The following is a 7,379-nucleotide window of genomic DNA, read 5'->3' on the forward strand; positions in this document are numbered from 1 at the left end:
CGTAAGATACTCATTCACCTTCGCCAAATCGGTGAAGGCTCAGTGAGCCTCACACACGGAAACTCGGACAGGCCCTGGAAGCCGGATGCTGCCTATAATCCGAGGCTTCGCGGGTGTAGTTCAATGGTAGAACGGCAGCTTCCCAAGCTTCATACGAGGGTTCGATTCCCTTCACCCGCTCCAAATACAAAACCCGCCAGGCTCCACAGCTTGGCGGGTTTTTTCATGGGTGGACGCATTCAGCCCCGAATGGATGTCGCATCCTGCCCCAGGTTGAACCGCGCAATCGCCTCCACCATCTGCTGCGCCTGCGTGCGCAGGCTGCTGGCGGCAGCGGCCATTTCTTCCACCAGTGCGGCGTTCTGCTGCGTGGTCTGATCGAGCTGGGTGACGGCCTCGCCGACCTGGCCCACGCCCGCAGTCTGTTCGTTGCTTGCGACGCTGATTTCGGAAACCATGTCGGCCACGCGCTGGATCGAGCGGACCACCTCCTGCATGGTGGTGCCTGCCTGGTCGGCCAGCACCGAGCCCTGCTGCACCATCGCGCTGCTGGCGCCAATCAGCTCCTTGATGGCCTTGGCCTCGGCGGCGGTGCGCTGGGCCAGGTTGCGTACTTCTGCCGCCACCACCGCAAAGCCACGGCCTTGTTCACCCGCACGGGCGGCCTCCACGGCAGCGTTCAGCGCGAGGATGTTGGTCTGGAATGCGATGCCGTCGATCACGCCGATGATGTCGGCAATCTTCTGGCTGCTGCTGTTGATGTCCTGCATGGTGCTGACCACCTTGGACACCACCTCCCCGCCCTGCTGCGCCACGCGGCTGGCGCCCACCGCGAGTTGGTTGGCCTGGCTGGCGCTGTCGGCGTTGTGGCGGATGGTGGCGCCCAGCTGTTCCATGCTCGCGGCCGTCTGCTCCAGCGCACTGGCCTGGCTCTCGGTGCGGCCCGAGAGGTCCTGGTTGCCCTGGGCGATTTCCGTGCTGGCGGCCGAGACGCTGTCGGCACTGGTGCGCACGGTGCCCAGGCTTTCCACCAAGCGGGCTCGAAAGCCCTCCATCGCCTGGGCCAGCGTGCCGATTTCGTCGCGGGACCGCACCGACACCGCATGCGTGAGATCGCCCTGCGCCAGGTAGGCCAGCGCGGCGCTCAGCTGCTGCACGGGCGCGCCCACCAGGCGGCGGGTGGCCATCACCAGCACCATCGTCAGCAGGGCGAGGGCCACCACCACCCCCAGCCACAGCCAGGCCAGCACATTACGGGCCTCGCTCATCATTTCGGTCAGGGGCGCCTCGGCCACGATGGCCCAGTTCCAAGGCTTGTAGTGTTCCACCGCCAGGTAGCGCGTGGCACGGTCACCCTCGCTGCTGCGGCGGGGAGACCATTCCGACTCCAGATCCCCCGCCTGCCCCACCGCCGCCAATGCCGCCATCCAGGCCTTGGCCTGCTCGTCCTTCTCGTCCACCTTGAGGCCCTTGCCCGCGCCCGGCAGGCCAAAAATGCTGCCCCGCGCGGGGCCCGCCGAGAGGTTGACCGCATAGACCGCCCCCGTGGCAAACAGCTTTTGCCCCGACATCACGGTGTCGAGCTTGCCCAGAATGGCCCCCATGTCGGAGCCGATGAACAGAATGCCGATGGTGCGGTTGCCCTCGCGAATGGGCTCGTACACGGTCATGTACTCCCGGCCAAACAGGCTGGCGCGGCCAATGTAGGTCTTGCCCTCATTCATCAGGGCATAGGCCGGGTGCTTGCGGTCCAGCAGGGTCTTGTAGGCGCGCTCACCATCCTGCTTTTTGAGCGATGTGGTCACGCGGATGAAGTCATCCCCCGTGCGCGCAAAAATGGTCGCCACCGCGCCCATGCTGTCCTTGGAAAAGCGGTCCACCACTTCGAAATCGCCATTGACGGGCGCCCCCTGGAACGACAACACGGCCTCGGGCTTGCCGTCGGCCCCGGGCGCCTCGGCCACCGAGAACTGGCCGGGGAAATTCGCCTTGAACAGGGAAAAGTCTCGCTTGGCCTGCTCTTGCGCGGTTTCGTCAAAGGTCTGCACCAACGTGCGCACCTGGGCGGCGTACTGCGTAGCATCGTCCCGCGAGAGGCGGCCAAAGTCTTTCCAGAGCAGGCCGCTGACGATGCCCATGGTGGCCAGCAAGACCACCAGCAGGCTGAACAAGGCGGTTGCCGACAGTTTGAAGGCCACTGAATGGCGGGTGTTTGACGAAATCATCTGGTGCTTTTCTGTAATTTATGCAAAGGCGTGCATATACGACAGACAAAGTACCCGATCTGCGGACGAACGCCAAACAGCGCAGCCACCAATGGCCCGTTCACACCAAGGGAAAACCCTTGCATTCAACAGCAAGGACCTGCAGGCACAGCTACGCCCCGCCAGCCCCTGGGTGCATTAATCGAACCCCTATCCGCCCACGGGCAGGTGCAGCGACTGCCGGCTCTCAAACACCCGCTGCGCCCCGGTAACCGGGTCCACAAACGCCAGCGACCGCGCCAGCAATTGCAGGGGCTTCGAATAGTCGCCCTCGGGCGGGTCGTTCACCACCGGGTAGAACGGGTCATTGCGCAGCGGCAGCCCCAGCGCCGCCATGTGCACGCGCAACTGGTGCCGCTTGCCGGTGATGGGCGACAAACGGTAGCGCGCCCAGCTGCCTGCCGCCTCCAGCACCTGCATGTGGGTATGGCTGTTGGGCTCACCGGGCACCTCCTGCATGCGAAAGAACTGCGGGCTTTCCTCCAGACGGCTGACATGCTCCCGCGGGAAGACCACATCCGCACGCCAGGGCGCGATCGCGTCGTAGTGCTTGGTGATCTGCCGGTCGCGGAACAAGGCCTGGTAGGCACCGCGCGTGCGCTGCTGCACCGACAACATCACCAGCCCGGCCGTGTCGCGGTCGATGCGGTGCAGCGGCGACAGCTCGGGCAGGCCCAGCTGGCGCTTGAGCCGCACCAGCAGCGTGTTGTGCAAATACCGGCCCGAGGGCGTCACGGGCATGAAGTGCGGCTTGTCGGCCACCACCAGGTGCTCGTCCTGGTACAGCACCACCTCGCTGAAAGGCAACGCGGGCTCGGCTGGCAGGCTGCGGTAGTAATAGATGCGCAGCCCTCCCTCAAACGGCCGCTCGGGCACCACCGGCTGGCCGCGCTCGTCCACCACGTCGCCTGCCAACATGCGCTGGCGCCATTCATCGCGGGCCACCACCGGCAGCCGCTGGGCCAGAAAGTCCAGCATACTGCCATGCCCATGTGTGGGCAGCACCACACAGCTGGGGCTTACGCCGTCGCGCATGGGCAGGACATGGGGGTGGTGGGGGTTGTGCATGGCGCGGGGATTGTAGGGTGCGATGGCCGCATCTTTTCAACCACAAGGCTCGATGCACTGCACCACCAACAGTTTGCGGATATCACTGGGTTGAGTGCAGATTGGCATCGCAATCCCAAAATCATTGAATTCTGAGAAGAGATTTTTTAATTTCACTTTGGACACTCGTCAGTTCGCCATAAGCAACCGATGGAAATCTGCAGTTTGATAAGTGCAGGCTGCTTGCTGATCTCAAGAGTTTTCTAGACAGAAAAAAGATACGCATCTCCCCTGTCGGAGGGTATGAAGAGGTTTCATCTGTGGATGGAAAACACCCCCCAGGCTGCACCCACAGAGGCAAGTCTGGCTTCTCGTTCGCTCGCTGAACATCATTCGTCGGAGGCTTCACCCGCAACACTTTGATCTCAACCAAATTCACATATGGTCTAAAGCCCTCGGCAGGAATTTCTGACACTTCCCATGCTTCAGACGGACCGGGGAAGTTTGAGTGCCGCACGTACTTCAGTCGCCCTACTCGCGCGATCACGATCAATTCAGTTTCTGCGACCTTCTGCGCCATTGTTGATGGCACATAAGGGGGGCTTGTAGCTTCAGCGGTACTGACTAGTACAGACAAAACAAAAATAAAGACCGCCTTACCAAACCAAACATATTTCATAATCAACAGCCTTCTAATTTTATAGACAAACAAAACCTTCACAACAATAAATTAGCGACTACCCATCAAAACACAAACCCCACCAAATTAGCATTTAGAAAATATAACCACCACCAAAAATTCAGGCAGCGCTTATCTCTTACAAAATTCAGCGCCTGGCGAAACAAGGCCTGCCTGCTCAGCAAGCCTTCCCACCTCGCTCAAATGATCGATGGATAAAGGCATTCCATCCTGCCAACTCACACCTCCGGCGCTATAAAACATTGGACTGGGGAATTCAATCAGATTCTTTCCATATTTAGCCGGCCCATTGAAGAAAAATATAATTCGCTGACCAATCAGGCTACGATAGTAGGTGTCATATTCTGATTTGCTCTGACTAAAAATACTATGAGGATGATAAGCAATCAAATAATTACACGGAATCTTAGGATTATTTTTCGGAAGAAAAATTAACTTCATTTCCGATATTCTCATAAAAGACCCGCCCCCAGCGGAAGATGTCTCCTTATCGGAAAAAATCAATTCGGACGCTGTTATTTCCGCATTTGGATTCCAAAGTTTTTCCCCCAAGTTTTTCGATATATAAACCATCCCATCAAAATTTCCAATGAATATTTTTGGAGAATAATATTTAATATACACCTCCAAAGACATCGGCGCAGGAATTGGCATTGACGCAGTTGCCATTTTTTGAAAAACCCCGAAAACCAATATACCGATAATTTTTGTAGTTATATTTTTTTCCACTCATCGCAATTCATACAAACCTCCATTAACAATTTCGATCAAGAGGAGCGTGAAGGGCCAAGTTTTTCTTCCCCTATTTACCACCAAACATTCTGTGGAGAACCGATCCGCTTAACTCTCAGGGGCTACACAGCGGATGAGTTCGCAGCCGCTACATCTGCGGGCTCAACAAACCCAGACAACAATTCGGGAACGACCAATCTCACCGCTCCCTCAAGCTTTCACTCCCCGCCCGCCGAATCGGACTGAGCAGATATTGGATGGCCCGATGCTGTCCAGCTTTTTACTTCAGCAGTGATACTCATCCTCGGTGCCAGCCTGATCTGCTTGCCATTGATGTCGATGCTGGTCTGATCAAGCTTGCTGATCATGACGCGCATTGCGCTCACCTCAGCCCAGCAGCGCTGGTGTGCGACCAATAGCTTGGCCAAGCGGGCGAGCGGTGATGTCGCGCCACTCGGCGACCAGTTCGGTTTGCACGTCGGCCTTGTCGGTGGGGGGCCCTGGTTAATGACATTTTTTGCCCCCACCGCCTGATAGGCATACGTTGGCAGCTCTCATTTTGATAGTACTCTCTGCAAAATCAGCGCGCGCAGGCATTCAGGCTATGGGCCTGACCTTGCTCGGGTTGGCCCGGTGTTGACTGTTTTTGCACCATCGTAGTGCGAGCCATTTCTGGCGATTGCAACAATGTGCGTCACTGAGTGCCGCCAGCATCGGCTTCTGGGTTGTCTTGTCACGCGCCTGTCTCTGCCAACCGTGGTGCGCCGTTCTCACCCCGCTGGCTCAATGAAAATCCCGGCTGCCCTGCAGCGCCTGCGCCATGCGGCCGAGCAGCGGGGTCAGGTCCTTGAAGCGCTGGGCGACCAGGTGGCGCACCACGGCGGGTGCCTGGCCTGAGGTGGAGGAATGTGCGCTGCCGCCCTCGGGCACGCTGCACTGCCACAGGCCTTCCACGGCCAACAGCTGGGATCTGAGCAGGGCGTTGCGCCAGCGGTCCACCATGGCGGGCCAGACGATGACGTTGACGGGGCCGGTTTCGTCTTCGAGGGTGACGAACATCGTGCCCTTGGCGGTGCCGGGGCGCTGGCGCACGGTGACGATGCCGCAGGCGCGCACCTTGCGGCCGTGGGGGGTGGCCACCAGCTGCAGCGCGGTCTGCAGGCGCCAGCGGGCCAGGCGCGGGCGCAGCAGGGCCAGGGGGTGGCGGCGCAGGGTGAGGCCGGTGGCGGCGTAGTCGAACAGGATTTCTTCGCCCTCGGGGGCGGCGGGTAGCGCCAACGGGGCTTCGAGCACGGGCACATCGCGCAGCAGGGCCGGGGCGCTGTGCTGGGCGGCGGCGTCCCACATCTGCTGGCGCCGGTGGCCTGAGAGGCTGGCCAGTGCGTCGGCGGCGGCCAGGGCCTGCACATCCTGCTGGCTCAGCTGGGCGCGCAGGGCCAGGTCTTCGGTGGTGCTGAAGGGCGATGTGGCGCGGGCCAGCACCAGGCGATCTGCCGCACTCTTGCCCAGGCTGCCGACCAGGCACAGGCCCAGGCGCACAGCGGGCTGCGGCTGCTGCGGCCGGGGCAGGCCCTTGGCAGGCTGCAGGTGTTCGGCGGGGCCTTCCAGCGTGCAGTCGTGGTCGCTGTGGCTCACGTCGTTGGGCAGCACGCGCACGCCGTGGCGGCGCGCGTCCTGCACCAGTTGGGACGCGGTGTAGAAGCCCATGGGCAGTGAGTTGAGCAGCGCTGCCAGAAAACACGCGGGCTCGTGGCACTTGAGCCAGCTGCTGGCGTAGGCCAGCAAGGCAAAGCTGTGGGCGTGGCTTTCGGGAAAGCCGTATTCGCCAAAGCCCAGCATCTGCTGGAAGATGGCTTGGGCAAATTCAGGGCGGTAGCCCTTTGCCAGCATGCCGTCCAGCAGGGGTTTTTCGAAGCGGTGCACGCCGCCTTTGCGCTTCCAGGCGGCCATGGATCGGCGCAGGTCGTCGGCCATGCCGGGCGTGAATCCGGCAGCGATCATGGCGATCTGCATGACCTGCTCCTGGAAGATGGGCACGCCCAGCGTGCGCTGGAGGGCTTCTTCCAGTTCGGGCTTTTCCAACTCCAGCGGCAGGCCCTGCCGCCTGCGCTCGCGTGCCTTGAGGTACGGGTGCACCATGCCGCCCTGGATGGGCCCGGGCCGCACGATGGCGACCTCGACCACCAGGTCGTAGAACTCGCGCGGGCGCAGGCGCGGCAGCATGCTCATCTGGGCGCGGCTTTCGATCTGGAACACGCCCACGGTGTCGGCGGCGCAGATCATGTCGTAGGTGGCTGGGTCTTCGCGCGGGATGTCCTTGAGGCCCCAGTGCTCGCCGCGCAGCACGGCACGCAGTTGCAGGCAGCGGCGCAGCGCGCTGAGCATGCCCAGGGCCAGCACATCGACCTTGAGCAGGCCCATGTCGTCAAGGTCGTCCTTGTCCCACTGGATGACGGAGCGGTCCTTCATGCTGGCGGGCTCGACGGGCACCAGCCGCGTGAGCTTGCCCTGGGTGAGCACGAAGCCGCCCACATGCTGGCTGAGGTGGCGCGGAAAGCCCTGGAGGTCGGCCGCCAGCTCCAGCCACAGCGTGGCGGTGTGCCGGTGCAGCGCGCCGCCGACGGCCTGTGCCAGCT

General features: G+C 61.3%; 6 protein-coding genes and 1 tRNA gene. 1 reads left to right on the forward strand and 6 read right to left on the reverse strand.

Annotation, left to right across the window (positions count from 1 at the left end; translation table 11 throughout):
- The first annotated feature begins 109 nt into the window (after positions 1 to 109).
- A tRNA-Gly gene (locus tag AC07Z7_RS24490) sits at positions 110 to 183 on the forward strand.
- A gap of 56 nt (positions 184 to 239) precedes the next feature.
- Here the strand turns inward: AC07Z7_RS24490 and AC07Z7_RS24495 are convergent.
- From AC07Z7_RS24495 to AC07Z7_RS24520, 6 genes are all read right to left on the reverse strand, one after another.
- Positions 240 to 2,198 (reverse strand): Cache 3/Cache 2 fusion domain-containing protein, encoded by a 1,959-nt coding sequence (locus AC07Z7_RS24495; RefSeq protein WP_494767961.1) that lies wholly within the window; start codon positions 2,196 to 2,198, stop codon positions 240 to 242.
- A gap of 216 nt (positions 2,199 to 2,414) precedes the next feature.
- Entirely contained in the window at positions 2,415 to 3,332 is a 918-nt protein-coding gene (locus tag AC07Z7_RS24500) for a pseudouridine synthase (protein ID WP_494767962.1), read from the reverse strand.
- Between the two features lie 121 nt (positions 3,333 to 3,453).
- Positions 3,454 to 4,032 (reverse strand): hypothetical protein, encoded by a 579-nt coding sequence (locus tag AC07Z7_RS24505; protein ID WP_494767963.1) that lies wholly within the window; start codon positions 4,030 to 4,032, stop codon positions 3,454 to 3,456.
- A 90-nt stretch (positions 4,033 to 4,122) separates the two neighbouring features.
- The gene (locus AC07Z7_RS24510) at positions 4,123 to 4,740 is read right to left on the reverse strand and encodes a hypothetical protein (RefSeq protein ID WP_494767964.1); all 618 of its coding nucleotides are present in this window, start codon (positions 4,738 to 4,740) and stop codon (positions 4,123 to 4,125) included.
- Between the two features lie 221 nt (positions 4,741 to 4,961).
- On the reverse strand, positions 4,962 to 5,120 hold the full coding sequence (locus tag AC07Z7_RS24515; RefSeq protein WP_494767965.1) for a hypothetical protein: 159 nt from the start codon (positions 5,118 to 5,120) through the stop codon (positions 4,962 to 4,964).
- A gap of 406 nt (positions 5,121 to 5,526) precedes the next feature.
- The coding region (locus AC07Z7_RS24520) for a helix-hairpin-helix domain-containing protein (RefSeq protein WP_494767966.1) at positions 5,527 to 7,379 on the reverse strand (1,853 nt) is incomplete at its 5' end.

Source organism: Acidovorax sp. GW101-11A03, from assembly GCF_059424825.1.